The sequence below is a fragment of the Caulobacter sp. FV1ye13L genome, assembly GCF_058681155.1.
Map to the genome: position 1 here is coordinate 2,783,578 of NZ_CM178732.1, position 15,258 is coordinate 2,798,835.

Genomic DNA, 15,258 nt, shown 5'->3' on the forward strand with positions numbered 1-15,258 from the left:
CATCCCGCCGGCCTTCGGATTTCCAGCCCATGTTGATTTCAGTCCAGATCACCCGCCGATGAGCGTCGCCTTCACCAAGGAAGGCGACAGCGAGGCCTTCGCCGCCGACCTGCTCGATCGGCCGATTTCCCCCAATCCCAACCTGGTCACGGCCAGGGGCCTGGCTCAGCTCGAGACGTGGCTGGCGGACGCCCGCGCCGCCTACAGCGCCGCTCAGGCCACGGGCGGCGTCGCTGAGGATCGTACGGCCATGGCCCGGGCCACTCGCGACCTGCGATTCTATGCTGCGCGCAGGGCCAGCGCCCAGTTGACGGAGCCTGCGGGGCCCGTCGACGTGGTGCATTTCGGTCAGGCCGTCACCTTCGACCGCGAGGACGGCCGTCGCCAGACGTTCCGCATTGTCGGCGAGGACGAGGCCGATCCGGCTGACGGGTCGGTTTCCTATGTTTCGCCGCTGGCCCGGGCGTTGCTCGGCAAGACCATCGGCGACACGGCCATGGTTGCGGGCGGCGAGGTTGAGATCGTCTCCATCGCATAGAGCAAGGATCGGGTTGCCGCCGCAGGGCGTGGATGGTCTGCTCGTGGGGTGACCGCAGACCTTTCCCCCACCGCCGAGCAGATCCGGGATGCTCGCGCCCATCTCTCGGCGATCGATCCCGCCCTGGCGGCCATCGAGGCCGTGACGCCGGAGTTCCCGTGGCGGACCGCCGTGCCCGGTTTCGCCGGCCTTCTTCGACTGATCGTCTATCAACAGGTGTCCCTGGCTTCGGCCGGGGCCATCTGGAGCCGGGTGGAGGCGGGGCTCGGGGAGGTGTCGCCTGCGAAGGTGCTGGCGCTGGAGGATGTCGACCTGCAGGGCATGGGCCTGTCGCGGCCCAAGGTTCGCTACGCCCGCGCCATCGCCGAAGCGCATGTCTCGGGTCTCTGCGACTTGAACGCTCTGCGCCATATGTCGGACGATGAAGCCACGGCCGCCCTGATGGCGGTCAAGGGCATCGGCCGCTGGACGGCAGAGACCTATCTGATGTTCTGCGAGGGACGCCTGGACGTTTTCCCCGCCGGTGATGTCGCCTTGCAGGAAGCCATGCGCTGGACAGACCGCGCCGAGATCAGGCCAAACGAGAAGCAGGCCTATGCCCGAGCCGAGGCCTGGAAACCCTATCGGGCCGTCGCGGCCCATTTGCTCTGGCGCTGCTATGGCGCGGTAAAAAAGGGCGAAATTCCACCATTCTGATCGCTTGCCGTCAGATGTCTTGGTTCCGTCGCGGAGTTGGATCATCCTTTGAAGGCGTTCGGGAATGAATGGCGATTCCCTTTGAATGCGTAGGAAGGAGGCCCGTCTTCAGTCCGATCGCGTATCCGATTCACAGGAGCCTTTGCGGCTCCAGAGGGAGGTCCTGATGCAGGTTCTCTCCCGTCCACCGTCCGGCATGCCGGCGTTGGTGCTGAACGCCGACTATCGGCCTCTCAGCTATTATCCGCTGTCCCTCTGGCCATGGCAGGAGGTGATCAAGGCGGTGTTCCTTGAGCGTGTCGAGGTCGTGTCGACCTATGACCACGTCGTGCATTCGCCGTCGTTCGAGATGAAGCTGCCCAGCGTTGTGTCGCTGAAGCAGTATGTGCCGCAGGACCGGCCGCCGGCCTTCACGCGCTTCAACCTATTTCTGCGCGATGCGTTTACGTGCCAGTACTGCTCCTCCCTCGACGACCTGACTTTTGATCATGTCATCCCCCGCTCTCGCGGCGGGCGTACGACCTGGGAGAACATCATCACGGCTTGCGCGCCCTGCAATCTGCGCAAGGGCGGGCGAACGCCGCGCGAGGCGGGCATGCACCCGTTTCACACGGCGCGTAGACCCAGCATGCACGAACTGCAGGACCGCGGTCGCCGCTTCCCGCCGGGACACCTGCACGCCAGCTGGCTCGACTACCTCTATTGGGACATCGAACTGGAGGCGTGATGCTTCGGCGAAAAGCGGCCTGTCGCGTCAGGTGATCCGCTTGGCGCTCGGCGGATCGCTGGCTGGGAAGCTTTCCTCAAGGCTCTCGTCGATCAGGGCCTCTTGCCGATCTTCGGCGAGATCCACATGCTCGGCGAGCTGGTCGTGCTTTTCACCTTCCGGCACGGGCTCCACCGATCGGGTCGTCGGGGTGTCTTCTTTCTGGAAGGCTTCCTTCACGTCGGTTTCGCTGACGCGATCTTCCGGATGGCCTGGCTGGCCGAGGTCCTGAGCCTGGGACCAGTCGCCAAGCACGCCGGGAGCGGAGTCGTCTTGTTTCTGCTTGGTATCAGTCATGGTCATGTCCTCTGATGATGCTGACCAACGTTTCCCGGCCACGCTTGTTCCTGCGTGTTCGAAAGAACAACACCTCGCTGTCGAGGACCGTCTCCTGTACGGTGACGCATGACCAACAGACCAACCACTCTCGAACGCGCCTTCCAACTGGCGCGGTCTGGTGAATACTCGACCATCTCCGACATTCGGCGTCAGCTGAAGACCGAGGGCTTCTCCGACGCGCCCAGCCAGATCAGCGGCCCTTCCATGCTCAAGCAACTGCGCAAGCTGTGCGAAGCCGCTCGCCCGGCGGACGCCGAGACGGTCGAACCGGCGTTGGACGCTGGATAGATGGCCTTGTCCGAAGGCCAGATGCTGGCGTTAAAAAATCTCGCCCGCAAGCAGGCGGGCGATGATGTCGATTGGATCAATATCAGCGATGCGCGCGCCCTGACCGATCTGGGCTACGCGCAGCGCGATCGCGTGGGCTGGAAGATCACCCCGGAAGGACAGGAAGCACTGGCGGCGGCGACCTGATCTAGACGGGGTCGCGTCGAGGGAAGCGTCGCGCTGCGCGATCTGCAAAACGGTCGGGGTGTTCGCCCTGGCTCGTCGCGATCGGCGTCATTACTGCGTTGCCTCTGCGACCCGCCGAACGCTCGCTCATGGCTTTGATGGCCGAAAAGGGCAGGTTGCCATGGTCGCGCGCCATCTTTCTTGCGCTTTCGATCAGGCTGGAACCATAGACCGTCAAGATACCCACGGCGTCGGCGGCCCAGTCTGCAAGGCTGGCGCTTCGGCCACCAAACATCTGTGCGACCTCCGCGGCTCCCCCAAGGACCAAGGCGGCCCGAGCCAGGTCCGAGCGACGCATGCGGGGGAATGCGGCGAAGGACACCGCCGTAAGGCCGCCGAAAGCGATAGCGTGAGCGCTCTTGTCGGTCAGGCCGACGACCGCTTCCATCCCCTGAAATGGCCCCAGCATCAGGATCGTGGCGGTCACCGCGCCGACCAGCAGTACGGCGCGGGCGGCGATCACAACATGGTTGGGCGTCAGCATGGATGGGCTCTCGGTGAGGCCGCTTCATAGCCACGACCTCGCCCCCATTCAGTGAATGAACATCGTCAACCGAGGATGAATTCAGGCCGGCCCGGGCGGCCGTCCGTGCTTCCCGCGCTCAGCGCCGGCCGGAAAATCGCACAGGCGGCCGCGGGGCGGAGGGGCGGACGAGACAAGCGGGACTCCCAGGTCGGTGCGTTTGCCGGCATGGGTAGGCCGGGCCGGCGCGAACGCCAAGAGGATCAGATCTTCTCGCTGATCTTGATCGCGGCCCGACAGCCCGCCTGGATCACGGCGCTCAGCAGGGGATAGGCGAGGGCTTCGCGGGCGCCTTCCTCGATGGCGAGGTCGCGATGGGCCAGTTCGTCGTCGCGAAACTGCGAGAGCTCGGCCGCCAGTTCCGGATCGCGGTCGGTAAGCTCGGCGATCTGGCCGGCATAGTGTTTTTCGATAACGGTCTCGACCGCTTCAGTGCAGGCGTGGGCGGCCTTTTCGCCCAGCAGGGCGGTGCCTGCGCCCAGCGCGAAGGCCGCTGCGCGCCATAGTGGCGACATCAGGGTGGGGCGCACGCCGCGCTCGGTCAGCAACTGATCGAAGCGGCTGAGGTGGACCTGTTCGTGGCCCTCCATCTCCTTGAGTTGCTCTGCCAGACGTTCGCGGCCGGGGCTGGCGCGCATCACCGCCGCCTGACCGCGATAGATGTTTACCGCAGCAAGTTCGCCGGCCTGATCGACGCGCAGGATCTCGGCCAGGCGCGCCCGGGCGGCGCCGGCGCCGGGGCGGCGAGGGGCAGGGCTGCTCATCGCATGGCCTCGGTCTTGCGCAGACCCGCCGTCAGCGCGGCGGCGGCGAGCCCCAGCGAGATCAGGGCGTTCCAGCCGGCCATCGAGATGCCCAGGAAGATCCAGGCGGCCTCGTCGCAAGCGGGGGGCTTGATCTTGTCGCCCTTGAGCATGGCCACCAGATCGCCGGCGGCCGCCGAGGTCCCGCCGCTACAGGTGGTCGGACCCGGCCACCACTTCCATTCCACACCGGCATGAAAGGCCGCCAGGCCCGCGCCATAGAGGAAGATGACGCCCAGCAGCAGATCGAACGGCCGGCGCAGCCTTGCGGCCCAGGGGCTGTAGCGCGCGCCCAGGGCGATCAGGGCCACGGTTCCGGCGACCCAGAACACCTCGCGCTGCCGCAGGCACAGGGTGCACGGGTAGAGCTTGCCGAAGGTCTCGAAGGCGTGCGCGGTCGCCAGCATGGCGGCGCTGGCCAGAAGGGCGATGAGCGGCCACCACGCCAAGCCGAGATCGATGATCGACGCCTTGATCGGCGCAGGCGCCTCGACCGCCGCCGGACCGCGCACCAGCTCGATAGCGGGCGTTTGCGCCGGCGCAGGCTCGGCTGTGGTCGCCTTGGGATCGTTGATCTCGCTCGTCATACCGCGCAAGCGCCTCCGCTGCTGCCACCCAGGAAATGGCTAGCCGTCAGGCCGATGACAAGAAGCAGGAACAGGCCGCCGGCAAACAGGGCAAGGCGGCGTTCGATGACAGGCAAAAGGGCGGGACCAAACTTCTTGACCACCCAGGCGACCGCGAAGAACCGCGCGCCGCGTGTCAGGACCGAGGCGATGATGAACATCGGAAAGCTGAACGCCGCCAGACCGGAGGCGATGGTCACCAGCTTGTAGGGAATGGGGGTCAGGCCCTTGGCCAGGATCACCCAGACGCCATACTTGCCATACCAGCACTGAAACTCGGCCAGACCGCCGGCATGGCCTGTGACGGCCATCATCCAGATGCCCAGATCCTGCAGGAAAAAGCCGATCGCGTAACCCAGGATGCCGCCCAGCACCGAGGCTGCGGTACAGATCGTCGCGTAGCGCCAGGCCAGATCCGGTCTGGCCAGCACCATGGGCGCCAGCATCACATCGGGCGGGATGGGAAAGAAAGAACTCTCGGCGAACGAGATGGCGAAAAGGCTCTTTGAGGCGTGGCGCGAGGCGGCCAATCCCATGACCCAGTCGTACAGGCGACGCAGCATGCGAGCTCCAGCTATGTGACGCCTGTTGCTAGCAGGGGGCGCGGCCGTTGTCCTCCGCGATGATCGGCAATGCGGTCTTCAGACCGCGCCGCCGGGCCTTCTGGCTAGATATTCACCGCCGGGGAGACACGGTGGTTGCGGCCTGTCTGGCTGTAGCCCTCGGGGACTGTCGAGTTGGCGGCCCGACCTCGCCGATCCGGCCAAGGCAGAGGCCAACTGAGATCAAGGTGAGGGGCGCGGCGTCGCGGCGCTTGGATTTCCGGCGGCGGGTGGCTATCACCCCCGTCCAAGGGCTCACGCCCACGAAAAATTCGAAAGCCGATCCGATGAGCGACACCCCTCCCGACCGCCTGGCCACCAATCCCGACAGCCCGTTCTACAACGCCGAGCTTCTTGAGCGCGGCGTGGGCATCCGCTTCAAGGGCGTCGAGAAGACCAATGTCGACGAATACTGCGTCAGCGAAGGCTGGGTGCGCGTGACCGCCGGCAAGACGATGGATCGCAAGGGCAACCCCATGACCATCAAGCTGCAGGGCGAAGTGGTGCCTTACTTCCGCGACACCGCCGAAACCGAAGCCTGACCATGTCGTTGCGCCGACTGATCGAGCTGCCGGGCTTTGCGGAGCTGGAGCACAGGGCCCTGATGAAGCCGGCCTTCGCCGAACCCCAGGCGCGTGCCGAGTTTCCCGAGATCGATCAGCTGGCGCGCGACACCTTCGGACTCACAGCTGACGAGGCCGCCGTCATTCCTGATCCGGAAGGCTGGGACGGCATCGACATCAAGTCGATGCGCGAACAGGCCGACCAGTTCGAGCTGGAAGGCTGGGACGTCACCGACGACAAGCGCCGGCCATTGCGCATCCTGGGCCACTTCAGCCATCCGCTATGGCTGGCCCTGCGCGGTGTCGCCGGCAGTCTGCCGTTCTTCCCCGAGCCGGAAGAGACCGCGCACACCACCTCGTCCCTGGCCGCCGAGGCCAAGGCCTTTCAGCGCGACAAGCGTTAGCGCTTTTTCCCCAGCTCCGCGCCGATGTCCTTGATCGAGTTGCCCACCTTGCGGTGAGCGGCGATCATCTGGTCCTTGGTCACACCCCAGCGCTTCATCCAGTATTCGAGCTGGTGGCGCTCGCGGGGATCGAGCCGGTCTTCGTCGCGAAAGTCGCGCTTGCCCTTGGGAATGCCCATGATCGTCTCCTGCGTTCGTCCGCGACCTATCCTGCGCTCCGACGGTTGTCGAGGCGACGCTCAAAGCTCACCATCGTTCACGAAAACTGAAGCCAGGAGCGCCTGTCGATGAGCGATCCCGATCTTGAAGCCATGGCGGCTGACGAGCTGTCGCGCGGCATGACCCTGACCTGGCGGGACCTGGCCAGGGTGATTCCCTGGGGCGACACCTTCGAAGGCATCTCGCCGGGGGGGCGCGACGTTGAGGTCGAGCGAAACTATCTCTGGGCCGCCGATGAGGGCGGCGACATTCTTTGCGAGGTTGCTGTCTATGGCGGCGCGTCGCGATACGATCAGGGCGCGAGAGCCAGGGGCGTGATTTCCCGCAAAGAGTGACAACCTTCGCCGTGCAAGTGGTCTTGGGTTGCGTTAACCATAGGTCGCGCCATCATGTCGGCGCGCAGTGTGGGGAGGGTTTGGTGTACCAGTCAGAGTTTCCGGTCGATCAGCCCATCCCGATCTTTGATCCGACCCTGCTGATGGGTCTGGTTCTGGCGGCCCTGGTGATCGCAGGCTTGGCCTTCGCCGCCGGCCGCATGCTCGGCCGCAAGGACAACAGCGCGGGCTATGGCGATGTCACCAAGACCATCCATGAGGCTATCAAGGCCAAATGTGTGGCCGCAACCAGCGCGCCCTCGGGCGAGCTGGTGTCGAAGACCCAGGAACTGGTCGAGGAAGTCCAGCGGCGGATCGGGCCCGTTATCCAGTTCGGCGGCCCTTGCGCCAAGGCGATGAAGGGTTTGACCGAGGCCCTCAAGGGCGAGCCGCTCGAGGAAAAGGACAAGGGCGGCAAGGATGCGCACGGCCATGGCGGCGGTCATGGTCATGGCCAGGGTCACGGTCATGGGGCGGCTGAGCATGGCGGCCACGGCGCAGCAGGTCACGGCGGGCCCGTCGGCCACGGCGGGCACGATCCTAGCTGCCAGTGTGATCGTTGCGTGGTGGCGGTGGTCGAGGCCGCCGCGCCGAATGTGACGATCCTTGGTCCGCGCTTCGGCGGGCAGACGGTCGTCATCGCCAATCCCGTCAAGCCTGCTGACGACCACCATGCTGAGCATCCGGAAGCCAAGGTTCTGGATCACAAGGACTTTTCCAAACAGGTCCGGATGGCGGTGGTCGAGTTTTCGGACTTCTGGAGCCGGGGCGACTGTGTGCGGGAACTGGAGCGCTGCCAGGCCGTGCTGACCAGCACCGCACCTTTTCCCGACCTCAAGGCGCTCAAGCTGAAAGCGTCCTCGCACCACTAGCATGCCATCGGCGCCCATGAGGCGTGCGTGGGGCGCCCTGGCTGCACAACCGACGCGCGAAATCGGGGATTTCTGTCGAAGTCGTGGCTGGACGATTGAGGCGATACGGCTCAAAGCGCCACATCAATCGGGCGCGGATCGAAACTGATCCCGGATCGGTTGACATGACGATGCAAGAATTGGCGAAAGGTCGTCTTACAACCCGCGACCACGCCCGGGAGGACGAAAGGAACGGGCCATGACCGCAACGGTCTCTCCCCTGACGACAGCGACTCCTGAAACGCCTGAAGAGGCGCTGAGTCTCGCCGACTACGTCCCTTATCGACTGGTGACGGCCGCTGCGGCTGTCAGCCGGCTGATCGCGCGCGCCTATGAAGACCGGTTTGGTCTGACCATTCCGCAATGGCGGCTGATGTCGGTGCTGGCCGAGGGCGGGCTGACCCCGCACGCCGCTGTGACCCGCACGGCCATGGACAAGGTCCGGGTCAGTCGTGCGGCTCAGGACCTTGTTGAGCGCAGGCTGGTGAACCGGACCACCGTCCGGGCCGACCGCCGTTCGCACCGATTGGAGTTGACGGCCGCCGGACGACGCCTGTTCGCCGAGATCGCGCCCATGGCCCTGGCCTATGAGGCGGCGTTGCTGTCTGGCCTGGCGCCCAGCGAGGTCGTGATGCTGAAGCGGCTGCTGGGGCGTCTCGAAGTCACCGCCACGCAGTTGGCAGGCGGCGAGACTATGATTCCCTGAAGTCGCGGGCCTCGTAGACCGCGCGAGCGATGGCGCGGGCCAGGCAGTCGGCCGCCGCCGATCCCAGGCGCGAGACCTCGACCGGCCGTATGGCTGGATCAGCACCCAGACTCACCGCGCCAGACGCCAGGGCGAAAACCACGTCGCCGTCGAAAGCGGTATGGGCCGGCCGCACAGCGCGACCCATGCCATCGTGCGCCATCATGGCGACCCGCTTGGCTTCGGCGGTCGAAAGGTCGGCCGTAACCGCGATGACGGCCAGGGTGGTGTTCGCGCCGGTCCGCAAACGCCCCGCGGCGCCGAGCTTCGACTCGTCGGGGAGGGGCTCAGTCGCCGAAACGGCGCCCGTCGGGATGCGCCCGCCGTACTCGCCGTCGATCTCGAAGGGCCAGGCCCAGAAGGTTTCTCCATCCGGCATGTAGACCGAGCCGACGGGATTGGCCGCGACGAGGGCGCCGACAATCAGGCCGCCGCCCAGATCGATCGACGCCGAGCCCAGTCCGCCCTTGACGAGGCCCGCCTTCGCGCCGCGTCCGGCGCCGACGGCGCCAAGCTCGAAGCTCTGGCCGGCAGCGGCGACCGCCGCCATCCCGAGAGCGCGATAGGGCGGGTCCAGTCCCCAGCTCTTGTCGCCGCCGTTGGCGAGGTCGTGCAATACCGCGCCGGGGACGATGGGAATGGCCGGCGAGCCGGCGGCGAGACGAACGCCTACGTCGCGGGACGAAAGAATGCTGGCGACCCCATCGGCCGCGCCAAGACCGAAAACCGACCCGCCCGACAGGCAGATGGCGTGCGCCCGGCTGAAGCTGTTTTCGGGCGCCAGCGTCTCGGTCTCGCGCACCCCGGGGCCGCCCCCGCGCACATCGACAGCCGCGCTCCAGCCTTCTGGACAAAGCACCACCGTAACGCCGCTGCGCACAGCCTCATCCTGCGCGCACCCCACGGCCAGTCCGGGAACGTCCGTGATCAGGTTGCGGGGGCCGGGGCGGGGCATCATGCGAATCTCCTGTGCGCAACGACTCTAGACCCGCCCCCTCGCCACTGGAATTCGTGTCCGACGCCTGCTAGAGAGACGGCCCTTCGCGAAGAGCGAAGTCTGCGGGCGTGGTGAAACTGGTAGACGCGCCGGACTCAAAATCCGGTTCCGAAAGGAGTGTCGGTTCGACCCCGACCGCCCGCACCAGACAATCTGAAAAGTCAGGCGACAGTGTTGCGCAGGTGACCTGCCTCCCATCTTCGATCCTGTCCTCTGTTCATCCTCACCCGCCGCTTCCGCCGCCACCCGCGCCGGGCCGCCTAATATTGGGGCGATCGAGGCGACGGATCGGTGTCGCACCGTGCAGTGCGCCGGGATTCGCGCGCGTTGCGGCATTCGCGAGCGGCCAACGCCTGAAATCGGCGTCTCATCTTCGTCAGTCCTAGGACCAAACAGGATCTCGTCGGGCCTCCCCGCGCGATGAGGTCGAAGAGGGGATAGTCATGAGCATCAAACCAAAAACCCGATCGCGAAGCCTCAAACCGGCGCTTCTTGCGGCCTCGATCCTTGCCGTCGCCACGCCGGTGCTGGCCCAGGAGGCCGCGCCGTCGACGGAGGTTGATCTGGTAGTCGTCACCGGCAAGCGGGTGTCGGAAGCCAGCGTCGCCATCGGCACCGATCAGGCAACCGCAACGGTTTCCATTACGCGCGAGGCGCTGCTCTCGGCGCCGGCCGGCGTCACCGGCCTGAAGATGCTGGAGTCCCTGCCGGGCTTCAACGTCCAGGCCAATGACGCCCTGGGCATGTACGAGTTCGGCAATTCGGTCTCTGTGCGTGCCTTCAACTTCCAGCAGATCGGCTTCCTGCTCGACGACATCCCCATGGGCCGCAGCGACCAGTTCGGCGGCAGCCCGATCTATCGCTATGTCGACAACGAGAACCTGCTGCGGGTCACGGCCTCGGCCGGGGCCGGCGACGTGGCTCTGCCCAGCTATGCGTCGCTGGGTCCGATCGTCGACTATTTCACTCAGGCCCCCAGCGAAGTGGCCGGCGGCTCGGCCAGCTACACGCGCGGCAGCGACGCCCTCAAGCGCACTTTCCTGCGGCTGGAGAGCGGCAAGGTCGGCCCGTTCTCGGGCTATGTCAGCGGCTCGTGGATCGAGGGCGACCTGTGGCGCGGCCCGGGCACCATCGATCGCACCCACTATGAAGCCAAGCTGCGCTGGGACATGGGCGAGGCGACCAGCCTGACGTTCCAGACCGTGCACAACGACTATTTCGACTACGACTCGCCGTCGATCACCAAGGCGCAGTATTTCGGGAACGCCAACGACATCTTCGGCCGAAAAGGGCGCGACTTCGCCTATCTGGGCTATGTGCCGGTATCGGGCGCTGTCGGCTCGCCTGCGACAGCGACCTCGCTGCCGATGACGACGGCGGGCGTCGCCTACTCCAACACCGCCTATAATCAGTACTACAAGTTCGCGATCAACAAGCGGAAGGACCACCTCTACGGCCTGACCCTGAAGACCGCGCTGGGCGAGGCGATCGATCTGACCGCCACGGCCTATTACGAGGACAAGAGCGGCTATGGCGTCTCGCCGGAGGCCTATGCGACATCGCTGACCAGCCACAATGCAGAACGCCTGATCGTCGCCGGCCTGACCGCGCCCAAGGGCATCCAGTATGGCCTGTCCGGCGTCGACGGTACGCGCCAGGGCGTCACGGCCAAGGGCGAATGGCGCATCGGGATCAACACGGTCGAAGCCGGCGTCTGGCTTGAGGACGACGACTACCACCGCACCCAGGCCCGCTATAACGTCCAGGGCGGCAATCCCGATGGCGCCCCGCTGCTCAACGAACCGGTCCACCTTCAGCGCAACTACACCTCGACCCGCCAGACGACGCAGTTCTTCCTGAAGGACACGCTCAGCCTGTTGGACGACGATCTGAAGCTGGAATTCGGGTTCAAGACGCTGGACGTCGACTACGAGATCAGCGGCTATCGCAACCCGGCCGACTACATCAATCGCCGTCAGCCCAGCATCAAGGCCAACTGGTCCGACAGCTTCCTGCCACAGATCGGCATGGTCTATTCGGTGGGCGCGCGCGACCAGGTCTTCGCGTCATACTCGGAGAACATGGCCCTGCCGCGCGGCGCCGATGACGTGCTGTCGGCCGCCAGCCCGCTGGTCCCGGCGCCCGAGGCCGAAACCTCGACCAACTGGGAGCTGGGCTATCGCGCCAACCGGGCGACCTTCAATGCCTCGTTCGTGGTTTACAAGACCGAGTTCAAGAACCGCCTGCAGTCGTTCTCCGCGCCTGTGCCCGGCAGCACCACCACCGAGAGCTTCTTCCAGAATGTCGGCGCGGTTGAAGCGTCGGGGGCCGAGTTCAGCGGCCAGTGGAAGCCGGATCTCTTCGACGGCAAGGTCTATTTCAACACCAACATCTCGTACAATATTTCGGAATTTCAGGATGATATCGCCAACTTCGTCCTGACGCCGACGCCGGCCGCGCTGAAGATCGCCGGCAAGAAGGTGCCTGACTTCCCCGAATGGATCTTCCAGGGCGGGGTCACGCTCGAGCCGACCGACGGCCTGGTGTTCAACCTGTCGGGACGTCTGATCGACGACCGCTTCACCAACTTCATCAACAGCGAGCACGCGCCCGGCTACATGATCTGGAACGCCTATCTCGACATGGGCGACGGCTTCGGCTTTGGCCCGTTCGAGCAGGTCAAGGCGCGGGTCAATGTCGATAACATCTTCGACACCGACTATCTGGGCACGATCGGCACGACCGTGAACACCCTGGCGACCTTCCGCCCGGGCTCGCATCGCACGATCCAGTTCACCCTGTCGGCGGACTTCTAGAACCGGGGCCGCTCGCCGCCTCCGGGCGCGCGGGCGGCCTCAACTTCCCGGGTCAGCTCGGCCAGCAGGGCGCGGCCCTTGATCCACGCGCCATGACCGGACGCGACATTGATGTGCCCGGCGCGGCCCAGATCCACGAACCGCGCGCCCCAGCCGCGTGCGAAGGCTTCGGCGCGCTCGATTTCCACATAGGGATCGTCTCGGCTGGCCACGACCAGGGTCGGAAACGGCAGGCGATGGCGCGGAATGGGTGAAAAACCTGTCAGAAGGCGTCCGGCCGGTCCCTCGCGATTGACGTCTGCCGGCGCGACCATAAGGGCCCCGCCGATGCCACGTCCGCTGGTGACCTGGGCAAGGTGCGCGACCAGAGCGCAGCCCAGGCTGTGAGCCACCAGGATCGCGCCCGGACGCCGGCGCACGGCCTCGGCCAGACTGATGGTCCAGTCGCCCAGGGCGGGGCGCTCCCAGTCGGTCTGGTCGACCCGCTCTGCGCCGGGCAGGTCGCGCTGCCAATGGCTCTGCCAATGGTCTGGCCCGGAGTTGTAGAGCCCCGGCACAATCAGGATCGGCGCCTCATCGGCGTCGTCACGCGGAGACGACGGCGTGCGAAAGCCGGAAGGTTCGGAACGGATCATCACGCCATGCTCGGAGGGGTGTCGTGAGGCACCCAACCGTTTTCGCGCCCGCCGTTCAAATCAGATCAATTTAGTAGGAATATAGAGAAGCTGAAGCCGATCGTCTCAGTCGACGATCGGATCGCCGCGATGCAGGGGATCGGGCAGGGGATCGCCGGCCTTCACGAACTGCAGCGACACCGAATTGATGCAGTAGCGCAGCCGCGTCGGCTGCGGACCGTCCGGGAAAACGTGACCCTGGTGGCTGTCGCACCGGGCGCAGCGCGTCTCGATGCGCGTCATGCCATACGAAGAGTCGGTGATCGCTCGAACATGGTCCTCGGCGAACGGCGCGTAGAAGCTGGGCCAGCCGGTGCCGCTTTCGAACTTGGTCTGGTGCCGGAAAAGAGGCAGGCCGCAGAGGCGGCAGCCATAGACGCCCGGGCTCTTTTCGCCCAGCAGGCCGCCGCAGAACGGGGCCTCGGTGCCATGCTGCAGCAGGACCCGCGCCTCCTCGGTGGTGAGCGCGGCCTCCAGGTGATGGCGTTCGGCCTCGTTAGGCGCAGTGAGGTCAAAACCGGCGGTCGATCGGGTGGCGGCGTCTGTCATGACACCCAATGTAAGATGCCCGGAACGAATCCGGTAGAGACAAGCCCGCCATTTGGGCCGCCATCAGGACGGAAAGAGCCAATGCTGACCTGCACGACCCCTTCGATCGCCGAGCGCGAGACCGTCGCCACCCTGGGTGTGGTGTCGGGCGAGGCGATCATCGGCGCGCATATCTTCCGCGATATCTTCGCCGGCATCACCAATATCATCGGCGGTCGGGCCGGCGGCTATGAGAAGGCCCTGCGTGAAGCCCGCGACATCGCCCTGCAGGAAATGAGCGAAGAGGCCCGCCGCCTGGGCGCCGACGCCGTCGTGGGCGTGGATCTCGACTACGAGTCGCTGGGCCCGGACGGCGGCATGCTGATGGTCACCGCCGCCGGCACCGCCGTGAAGCTGCGTTAGGGGAGGGCCGATGACTGTCGCCGTCGCATTTCTGCAACCGGGCTGGGCCGATTGGGAGGCCGGGCCTGTCCTGGCGCTTCTGCGTGAGCATCTGGGCGTCCAGATCGAAATCGCTACGCCGGATGGCGAGCCCCAGACCTCGATAGGCGGGCTGCTGGCCGCAGCAGACTACAGGTTCGATGATCCGGTCCTGTCTGACGCGGACGTCTTCCTGCTGATCGGTTCGGACGCCTGGACGAGCTTCCAAGACGAGGCCGTGTTCAGCCTGCTGCGACAGGCGATCGCCGACGGCAAGATCATCGGTGCGATCTGTGCGGGCACGGTCGCCGCGGCCCGGGCGAGGTTGTTCGACGGGCGCGAGCATACCTCCAACGGCAAGGACTGGCTGGAGGCGCAGGCGCCAGGTTATGGCGGCGGCGCCCAGTACGTTGATCAGGCGAGGGCGGTGACGTCAGGCAGGATTGTCAGCGCCGCTGGCGTTGCGCCGGTCAGTTTCGCGGCCGGTGTCGCCCGGCTAATTGCGCCGGAGTCCGAAGCGCTGATAGCCGGCTACGAGGCGATGTTCGCCAGAGAGTTCGCCCCGGACTGACGACCCTTGGACGGGCGGTGCCGTCGCCGATCCCGCCCGCCCGAAGTCGCCTACTTGGCCAGGGCGGCCGCGCCGGCGCGCGCTACGACGCCGTCCTGCGCGCCCGAGCCGCCCGAAGCGCCGATGGCCCCGACGATCCGGTTGTCGATGATCAGCAGTTCGCCGCCTTCGATGGCCAGGGCGCCGGTGAAGATGGCGTTCAGCGTCCCGCCCTTGACCGCATCCTGGAAATAGCTGGTCGGCCGGCGGAAGCTGGCCGAGGTCTCGGCCTTGCGGCGCGCCACGTCGTTGGAGCCGTACTGGGCGCCGTCCATCTTTTCGCTGAGCACCAGGGCGCCGTTGGGTTCGACCACGGTGATGACCATGAACCAGCCGTTCCTGACGGCCTCGGCCTGGGCGGCGGCGACGGCGACCTTGGCCTCGGCCAGGCTCACCGACCGGCCATAGGGCGGATAGACCGGCGCGGCGGCAGGCGGCGCGGCGGTCTGGGCCATGACGGGCGCGGCGAGGGCCAGGGCCAGCGCGAGCGCGGCGAGGTGTGCGGTGGGCTTCATGATGGCCGTTTCTCCCCTGAGCAAATTCTGCGAGCACTGTTTCTGGAAACCGGTG

Annotated in this window: 23 protein-coding genes and 1 tRNA gene; 14 read left to right on the forward strand and 10 right to left on the reverse strand. The window is 66.1% G+C overall.

Annotated features, from left to right (window positions below; genetic code table 11):
• Window positions 1–58: 58 nt before the first annotated feature.
• From greA to ACW176_RS13475, 3 genes are all read left to right on the forward strand, one after another.
• On the forward strand, window positions 59–538 hold the full coding sequence (gene greA, locus ACW176_RS13465; protein ID WP_419317380.1) for a transcription elongation factor GreA: 480 nt from the start codon (window positions 59–61) through the stop codon (window positions 536–538).
• A gap of 48 nt (window positions 539–586) precedes the next feature.
• Window positions 587–1,234, forward strand: coding sequence for a DNA-3-methyladenine glycosylase family protein (locus tag ACW176_RS13470; protein WP_492109482.1), 648 nt, complete (start codon window positions 587–589; stop codon window positions 1,232–1,234).
• Window positions 1,235–1,397: 163 nt separating this feature from the next.
• Entirely contained in the window at window positions 1,398–1,961 is a 564-nt protein-coding gene (locus ACW176_RS13475) for an HNH endonuclease (protein ID WP_419321471.1), read from the forward strand.
• A gap of 27 nt (window positions 1,962–1,988) precedes the next feature.
• On the opposite strand, the gene ACW176_RS13480 is transcribed toward ACW176_RS13475, so the two are convergent.
• Window positions 1,989–2,297: a hypothetical protein gene (locus ACW176_RS13480; RefSeq protein WP_492109483.1), complete on the reverse strand. Its 309-nt coding sequence runs from the start codon at window positions 2,295–2,297 to the stop codon at window positions 1,989–1,991.
• A gap of 108 nt (window positions 2,298–2,405) precedes the next feature.
• On the opposite strand from ACW176_RS13480, the gene ACW176_RS13485 reads away from it, so the two are divergent.
• Both ACW176_RS13485 and ACW176_RS13490 read left to right on the forward strand, forming a co-directional pair.
• A complete protein-coding gene (locus tag ACW176_RS13485; RefSeq protein ID WP_492109484.1) occupies window positions 2,406–2,627 on the forward strand; it encodes a hypothetical protein in 222 nt (73 codons plus the stop codon).
• A complete protein-coding gene (locus tag ACW176_RS13490) occupies window positions 2,628–2,813 on the forward strand; it encodes a hypothetical protein (protein ID WP_419317376.1) in 186 nt (61 codons plus the stop codon).
• 1 nt (window position 2,814) lies between these two features.
• On the opposite strand, the gene ACW176_RS13495 is transcribed toward ACW176_RS13490, so the two are convergent.
• The 4 genes from ACW176_RS13495 to ACW176_RS13510 all read right to left on the reverse strand — a co-directional run bounded on the left by ACW176_RS13495 (window position 2,815) and on the right by ACW176_RS13510 (window position 5,367).
• Window positions 2,815–3,336: a VanZ family protein gene (locus tag ACW176_RS13495; protein WP_492109485.1), complete on the reverse strand. Its 522-nt coding sequence runs from the start codon at window positions 3,334–3,336 to the stop codon at window positions 2,815–2,817.
• A gap of 242 nt (window positions 3,337–3,578) precedes the next feature.
• Window positions 3,579–4,139, reverse strand: coding sequence for a demethoxyubiquinone hydroxylase family protein (locus ACW176_RS13500; protein WP_492109486.1), 561 nt, complete (start codon window positions 4,137–4,139; stop codon window positions 3,579–3,581).
• Complete coding sequence (locus tag ACW176_RS13505; RefSeq protein WP_492109487.1) at window positions 4,136–4,765, reverse strand: disulfide bond formation protein B; 630 nt, start codon at window positions 4,763–4,765, stop codon at window positions 4,136–4,138. Before ACW176_RS13505 ends, ACW176_RS13500 begins: the two co-directional genes overlap by 4 nt.
• Entirely contained in the window at window positions 4,762–5,367 is a 606-nt protein-coding gene (locus tag ACW176_RS13510; protein WP_492109488.1) for a YqaA family protein, read from the reverse strand. The genes ACW176_RS13505 and ACW176_RS13510 overlap by 4 nt, the downstream gene beginning before the upstream one ends.
• A gap of 326 nt (window positions 5,368–5,693) precedes the next feature.
• Between ACW176_RS13510 and ACW176_RS13515 the strand changes: the two genes are divergently transcribed.
• Window positions 5,694–5,948, forward strand: a complete 255-nt coding sequence (locus tag ACW176_RS13515) for a DUF3297 family protein (protein ID WP_492109489.1) — start codon at window positions 5,694–5,696, stop codon at window positions 5,946–5,948.
• 2 nt (window positions 5,949–5,950) lie between these two features.
• Window positions 5,951–6,373 carry a hypothetical protein gene (locus tag ACW176_RS13520; protein WP_419317370.1) on the forward strand — a complete coding sequence of 141 codons (423 nt, stop codon included), beginning with the start codon at window positions 5,951–5,953 and terminating at the stop codon, window positions 6,371–6,373.
• Here the strand turns inward: ACW176_RS13520 and ACW176_RS13525 are convergent.
• Window positions 6,370–6,552, reverse strand: coding sequence for a DUF3606 domain-containing protein (locus tag ACW176_RS13525; protein WP_419255069.1), 183 nt, complete (start codon window positions 6,550–6,552; stop codon window positions 6,370–6,372). The two genes, ACW176_RS13520 and ACW176_RS13525, sit on opposite strands and share 4 nt — an antisense overlap.
• A 132-nt stretch (window positions 6,553–6,684) precedes the next feature.
• Between ACW176_RS13525 and ACW176_RS13530 the strand changes: the two genes are divergently transcribed.
• The 3 genes from ACW176_RS13530 (at window position 6,685) to ACW176_RS13540 (ending at window position 8,583) form a co-directional block, all read left to right on the forward strand.
• The gene (locus ACW176_RS13530; protein WP_492111931.1) at window positions 6,685–6,927 is read left to right on the forward strand and encodes a hypothetical protein; all 243 of its coding nucleotides are present in this window, start codon (window positions 6,685–6,687) and stop codon (window positions 6,925–6,927) included.
• 83 nt (window positions 6,928–7,010) lie between these two features.
• Entirely contained in the window at window positions 7,011–7,838 is an 828-nt protein-coding gene (locus ACW176_RS13535; RefSeq protein WP_492109490.1) for a hypothetical protein, read from the forward strand.
• Window positions 7,839–8,076: 238 nt separating this feature from the next.
• Complete coding sequence (locus ACW176_RS13540; RefSeq protein ID WP_419317368.1) at window positions 8,077–8,583, forward strand: MarR family winged helix-turn-helix transcriptional regulator; 507 nt, start codon at window positions 8,077–8,079, stop codon at window positions 8,581–8,583.
• Here ACW176_RS13540 and ACW176_RS13545 read toward each other — a convergent pair.
• Window positions 8,570–9,577 (reverse strand): P1 family peptidase, encoded by a 1,008-nt coding sequence (locus ACW176_RS13545; protein WP_492111932.1) that lies wholly within the window; start codon window positions 9,575–9,577, stop codon window positions 8,570–8,572. The two genes, ACW176_RS13540 and ACW176_RS13545, sit on opposite strands and share 14 nt — an antisense overlap.
• A 104-nt stretch (window positions 9,578–9,681) precedes the next feature.
• Here ACW176_RS13545 and ACW176_RS13550 point away from each other — a divergent pair.
• Both ACW176_RS13550 and ACW176_RS13555 read left to right on the forward strand, forming a co-directional pair.
• A tRNA-Leu gene (locus tag ACW176_RS13550) sits at window positions 9,682–9,766 on the forward strand.
• A 296-nt stretch (window positions 9,767–10,062) separates the two neighbouring features.
• A complete protein-coding gene (locus tag ACW176_RS13555) occupies window positions 10,063–12,435 on the forward strand; it encodes a TonB-dependent receptor (protein ID WP_492109491.1) in 2,373 nt (790 codons plus the stop codon).
• Here the strand turns inward: ACW176_RS13555 and ACW176_RS13560 are convergent.
• Together ACW176_RS13560 and msrB are read right to left on the reverse strand one after the other, a co-directional pair.
• Entirely contained in the window at window positions 12,432–13,070 is a 639-nt protein-coding gene (locus tag ACW176_RS13560) for an alpha/beta hydrolase (RefSeq protein WP_492109492.1), read from the reverse strand. The genes ACW176_RS13555 and ACW176_RS13560 overlap by 4 nt on opposite strands.
• Window positions 13,071–13,175: 105 nt before the next feature.
• Window positions 13,176–13,658, reverse strand: a complete 483-nt coding sequence (gene msrB / locus ACW176_RS13565) for a peptide-methionine (R)-S-oxide reductase MsrB (RefSeq protein WP_492109493.1) — start codon at window positions 13,656–13,658, stop codon at window positions 13,176–13,178.
• A gap of 81 nt (window positions 13,659–13,739) precedes the next feature.
• Here msrB and ACW176_RS13570 point away from each other — a divergent pair, with 81 nt between their 5' ends.
• Entirely contained in the window at window positions 13,740–14,060 is a 321-nt protein-coding gene (locus ACW176_RS13570; RefSeq protein WP_419317350.1) for a YbjQ family protein, read from the forward strand.
• 10 nt (window positions 14,061–14,070) lie between these two features.
• The gene (locus ACW176_RS13575; protein WP_492109494.1) at window positions 14,071–14,649 is read left to right on the forward strand and encodes a DJ-1/PfpI family protein; all 579 of its coding nucleotides are present in this window, start codon (window positions 14,071–14,073) and stop codon (window positions 14,647–14,649) included.
• Between the two features lie 50 nt (window positions 14,650–14,699).
• Here ACW176_RS13575 and ACW176_RS13580 read toward each other — a convergent pair whose 3' ends face one another.
• On the reverse strand, window positions 14,700–15,203 hold the full coding sequence (locus ACW176_RS13580; protein WP_492109495.1) for a GlcG/HbpS family heme-binding protein: 504 nt from the start codon (window positions 15,201–15,203) through the stop codon (window positions 14,700–14,702).
• Window positions 15,204–15,258: the final 55 nt, after the last annotated feature.

Coding starts and splice junctions, on each gene's coding strand:
- greA (WP_419317380.1), top strand. CDS start 59: ATGAGCGTCGCCTTCACCAAGGAAGGCGACAGCGAGGCCTTCGCCGCC.
- ACW176_RS13480 (WP_492109483.1), bottom strand. CDS start 2,297: ATGACTGATACCAAGCAGAAACAAGACGACTCCGCTCCCGGCGTGCTT.
- ACW176_RS13485 (WP_492109484.1), top strand. CDS start 2,406: ATGACCAACAGACCAACCACTCTCGAACGCGCCTTCCAACTGGCGCGG.
- ACW176_RS13490 (WP_419317376.1), top strand. CDS start 2,628: ATGGCCTTGTCCGAAGGCCAGATGCTGGCGTTAAAAAATCTCGCCCGC.
- ACW176_RS13495 (WP_492109485.1), bottom strand. CDS start 3,336: ATGCTGACGCCCAACCATGTTGTGATCGCCGCCCGCGCCGTACTGCTG.
- ACW176_RS13500 (WP_492109486.1), bottom strand. CDS start 4,139: ATGAGCAGCCCTGCCCCTCGCCGCCCCGGCGCCGGCGCCGCCCGGGCG.
- ACW176_RS13505 (WP_492109487.1), bottom strand. CDS start 4,765: ATGACGAGCGAGATCAACGATCCCAAGGCGACCACAGCCGAGCCTGCG.
- ACW176_RS13510 (WP_492109488.1), bottom strand. CDS start 5,367: ATGCTGCGTCGCCTGTACGACTGGGTCATGGGATTGGCCGCCTCGCGC.
- ACW176_RS13515 (WP_492109489.1), top strand. CDS start 5,694: ATGAGCGACACCCCTCCCGACCGCCTGGCCACCAATCCCGACAGCCCG.
- ACW176_RS13520 (WP_419317370.1), top strand. CDS start 5,951: ATGTCGTTGCGCCGACTGATCGAGCTGCCGGGCTTTGCGGAGCTGGAG.
- ACW176_RS13525 (WP_419255069.1), bottom strand. CDS start 6,552: ATGGGCATTCCCAAGGGCAAGCGCGACTTTCGCGACGAAGACCGGCTC.
- ACW176_RS13530 (WP_492111931.1), top strand. CDS start 6,685: ATGGCGGCTGACGAGCTGTCGCGCGGCATGACCCTGACCTGGCGGGAC.
- ACW176_RS13540 (WP_419317368.1), top strand. CDS start 8,077: ATGACCGCAACGGTCTCTCCCCTGACGACAGCGACTCCTGAAACGCCT.
- ACW176_RS13545 (WP_492111932.1), bottom strand. CDS start 9,577: ATGCCCCGCCCCGGCCCCCGCAACCTGATCACGGACGTTCCCGGACTG.
- ACW176_RS13555 (WP_492109491.1), top strand. CDS start 10,063: ATGAGCATCAAACCAAAAACCCGATCGCGAAGCCTCAAACCGGCGCTT.
- ACW176_RS13560 (WP_492109492.1), bottom strand. CDS start 13,070: ATGATCCGTTCCGAACCTTCCGGCTTTCGCACGCCGTCGTCTCCGCGT.
- msrB (WP_492109493.1), bottom strand. CDS start 13,658: ATGACAGACGCCGCCACCCGATCGACCGCCGGTTTTGACCTCACTGCG.
- ACW176_RS13570 (WP_419317350.1), top strand. CDS start 13,740: ATGCTGACCTGCACGACCCCTTCGATCGCCGAGCGCGAGACCGTCGCC.
- ACW176_RS13575 (WP_492109494.1), top strand. CDS start 14,071: ATGACTGTCGCCGTCGCATTTCTGCAACCGGGCTGGGCCGATTGGGAG.
- ACW176_RS13580 (WP_492109495.1), bottom strand. CDS start 15,203: ATGAAGCCCACCGCACACCTCGCCGCGCTCGCGCTGGCCCTGGCCCTC.